This window comes from Nocardiopsis sp. SBT366 (assembly GCF_001083815.1).
GTDB lineage: Bacteria > Actinomycetota > Actinomycetes > Streptosporangiales > Streptosporangiaceae > Nocardiopsis > Nocardiopsis prasina.
Genome location: NZ_LAVM01000154.1, coordinates 1 through 3,338 on the forward strand (window position 1 = coordinate 1; position 3,338 = coordinate 3,338).

The window sequence follows — 3,338 nt, forward strand, 5'->3', positions numbered from 1 at the left end:
CCTTCGAGCAGGGGGCACGGCGGTGGTGGGGGAGATGGGGGCGAGCACGGAACTATTAGGAAACTTTCCTAATAGAACATCACGGTAACGCCACCGATGTGGCTCACGCCACCCTCGTGACCAAACGGCGTCTTTTGCGCGACAGGATCGGCATCACAAAAAGAACAAACAATGACATAACAGCACAAACAACCGAATGGCTTGTGGCCGTATTCGGCCACTCGTCCAAAGACGCTACTTTTGATGGTTTTGCGGCTCTCTGGGCGCTTCGTACTGTCACGGAGTCATCACTCACGCCTGCCGGAACGGGCCCGCTCCCCCACCGGCGGCAGGACTTCGGAGGGAACCCCCGTGCCCCGAGCACGCACCACCATCCGCGCGGCCGCGGTGGCCACCGCCACCGGCCTCGCCCTCTCCCTGACGGCGACGCTCCCCGCCGCCGCCGACACCGTCCCCTCCCCCGGATATCCGGTGGAGCGTGCGGCCCTGACTCCCTTCCTCGACCAGGAGATCGTCTGGGCCGAGTGCCCCGAGAGCGAACTCGTGGCGGCCGGCCTGGAGTGCGCCGAGTACGAGGTCCCCCTCGACTACGCCGACCCCGACGGCGCCCGGCTCACCATCGCCGCCAGCCGCGCGGCCGCCACCGACCCCGGGGAACGCCTCGGCCTGCTCCTGATCAACCCCGGTGGACCCGGCGGACCGGCCCGCCACATGCCGGCCGCCCTGTCCGGAACGTCCGCACACGGCGTGTACGACCTCATCGGCATGGACCCCCGCGGCACCGGGGCCTCCTCACCGCTCGACTGCGGCGTCGAGTTCCCGATGATCCGCCCCCGTGCCAGCGACGCCGAGATCTCGACCGACACGCGTGAGAAGATCCGCTACGCCCGGGCCTGCGACGCCGCCGAGGGCGACCGGTTCCCGCACATGACCACCGCCAACACCGCCCGCGACATGGACGTGCTGCGCGCCGCCGAGGGCGAGGAGCGGATCAACTACCTCGGCTACTCCTACGGCACCTACCTCGGCCCGGTGTACGGCTCCCTGTTCCCGGAGCGGCTCGACCGCAGCGTCCTGGACTCGTCCATCCACCCGGACGGGGTGTGGCGCGACGTCTTCCTGGGCCAGGCCCCCGCTGGCACGGCCAACATGGAGCGCTACACGGAGTGGCTCGCCGAGCACGACGACGTGTACGGGTTCGGCACCGAACCGGAGGAGATCGTCGCCCTCTTCGACGAGACCTCGGCGCGGCTCGACGAGGAGCCCCGTGACGACGTCCCGAACGTCGAACTGGTCGACGGCGCCGCCTTCGACCTCCTGGCCTTCAGCACCTCGCGTGCCCAGGGCTACTGGGACCTCAACTCCTGGTTCCTCCAGCTGCTGGTCGACGGCGAACCGGTCCCGGGTGAGGAGGTCGAGCAGCCGGAGATGAACCCGGTGTTCGACATGAGCATGGACCTGTTCTCCGCCGTGGTCTGCGAGGCCGAGTGGCCCGACCGGCTCGGCCTGTACCACCAGCAGTCGCGTGAGTACCGGGACGCGCACCCGTACGGCACGGGCGCCCTGTGGACCGCCCCGCAGGCGTGCACCTTCACCCGGAACGCACCGACCGAGAAACCCGTCGAACTCGTGCGGGACGGCTACCCCGAGGCCCTGGTGATCGCCGCCGACCACGACGCCAACACCTTCTACGAGGGTGGACCGGTCATGGCCGAGCGCCTGGAGAGCCCCCTGCTCACCGTCACGGACGAGGGCGGCCACGGGTTCTACCTCATGTCCGACCCTTACACCGGGGAGCTGGGCCACCCCTGCGTGAACGACGTCGTGGACTCCTACCTGATCGACGGCGTGGTTCCGGAGGACACCGAGTGCGGCGGCATCCCCCGTCCGGGGAACCCCGAGGTGTCGACCTTCGACGGAGACCCGGGGATCCTGCTGACGGACGTCGAGCGCCCGAACGAGTGGCTGCTGCCGACCGCCCCGAGGTAGGGGCCGTCCGACCGGCATGACGAGGGCCCGCGCCGTCTGACGGCGCGGGCCCTTCGTGCCACGGAGACGGCCCGCCGGTGGTCCGGTGGGGCCGACGCCCCGGGGTCAGCGGTTGGCGCCCTCGAGGCTCTCGGTGATGGCGCCGCCGTCGGACATCACGTAGCAGAGGATTTCGCGGTCGTCGATCAGATCCCAGCTCTCGACGGTCGGGCTGAACCCGCCGACGTAGATCTCCGACTCCACGAAGTCCACGCCGACGAACTCCGCGAAGGCGCTGCCGGTGCAGATCTCGTCCACGGACTCAGACACGGACCCGTCGCCCGGGTAGTCACCGTCCGGGAGGTCCTCGGCGTGGAAGACCTCGGCGTCGTGCGGCTCTGAGCAGTCGACGACGGGGACACTGTCGACCTCCCCGCCCCCCATGGCGGTCCGCATCTCACTGTCGGTGAAGCAGTCGCCCACCCCGATCTCCATCACGTTGCCCGCCCCGAGGAAGGAGTCGAGCGCACCACAGGCGGAAAGGCTGACGACGGCACCGGCGGTGACGACCGCGAGGGCGGCTCTGCGGGCGACGGGGGAGGAGGAAGACATGAGGGAACTCCGGGCTTTCTTGCGTGCGGGGTTTTCGCCGGGGACAAAAGTGGCGAGAACGCAAGATTTCACCAGGTGATCTGCGATGTCAATCTGGTATTCCGACGAACACGAACATGTGGCGCACGCGTACTCCACGTGACCATGCGACGGCATTCCCACATTCCTGACCTGCCAGGTGTCGGTGTCCGGCACCCGGTCCGGGGCGCCCTTTCCCACTGCGTGCGACGCACTGAAGTCCGGGCTGAGGTGGGGCGAGGGAGGGTGGCGGAATCGAAAGGAACCGTCGGTATCCGGCGATTCCCCGGGTTTTCCCACCGGGGAAAGGAGGCGGCACCCACCCGTTGATCGTCACGCGGGCCCACGACCTGGAGGTCTACCACGGCGGCTTCCTGGACAGCGATCTCGACTACCCGGGCCGCGACGAGGTCATCGAGATGGTCGACGAGAACTGCTACGACGCCTTCCCGGCCTTCGTCGGCACCGCCTACGAGGAGTCGGTCCTGGACATCCAGAGCCTCTTCCCGATGGAGGAGGGCTGGGAGATGGGTGACCGCGAGTACCTCTGCCTCATCGGCCAGATGGACGGTTCCCAGACCACCGGCACCCTCGCGCAGTCCAACCTGTAGGCGGGGCCCGGCGTGACCGGGCCCGGCCCGGAACGTGAACGAAGGCCCGCGCCGCAGACCGGCGCGGGCCTTCCTCATGCCGGTGGGGTCACGGGGCGGGGGTCGACGCCCGGGTTCGAGTGGGGCCAA

The 3,338-nt window shown here is 68.9% G+C and carries 3 protein-coding genes; 2 read left to right on the forward strand and 1 reads right to left on the reverse strand.

Annotated features, from left to right (window positions below; all coding sequences use genetic code 11):
• Nucleotides 1–351 precede the first annotated feature (351 nt).
• Nucleotides 352–1,989 (forward strand): alpha/beta fold hydrolase, encoded by a 1,638-nt coding sequence (locus ADX84_RS24900; RefSeq protein WP_049579894.1) that lies wholly within the window; start codon nucleotides 352–354, stop codon nucleotides 1,987–1,989.
• Between the two features lie 105 nt (nucleotides 1,990–2,094).
• Here ADX84_RS24900 and ADX84_RS24905 read toward each other — a convergent pair whose 3' ends face one another.
• Nucleotides 2,095–2,580, reverse strand: a complete 486-nt coding sequence (locus tag ADX84_RS24905; protein WP_049579896.1) for a septum formation family protein — start codon at nucleotides 2,578–2,580, stop codon at nucleotides 2,095–2,097.
• 344 nt (nucleotides 2,581–2,924) lie between these two features.
• Here ADX84_RS24905 and ADX84_RS24910 point away from each other — a divergent pair, with 344 nt between their 5' ends.
• Nucleotides 2,925–3,209: a septum formation family protein gene (locus ADX84_RS24910; protein ID WP_234004213.1), complete on the forward strand. Its 285-nt coding sequence runs from the start codon at nucleotides 2,925–2,927 to the stop codon at nucleotides 3,207–3,209.
• Nucleotides 3,210–3,338: the final 129 nt, after the last annotated feature.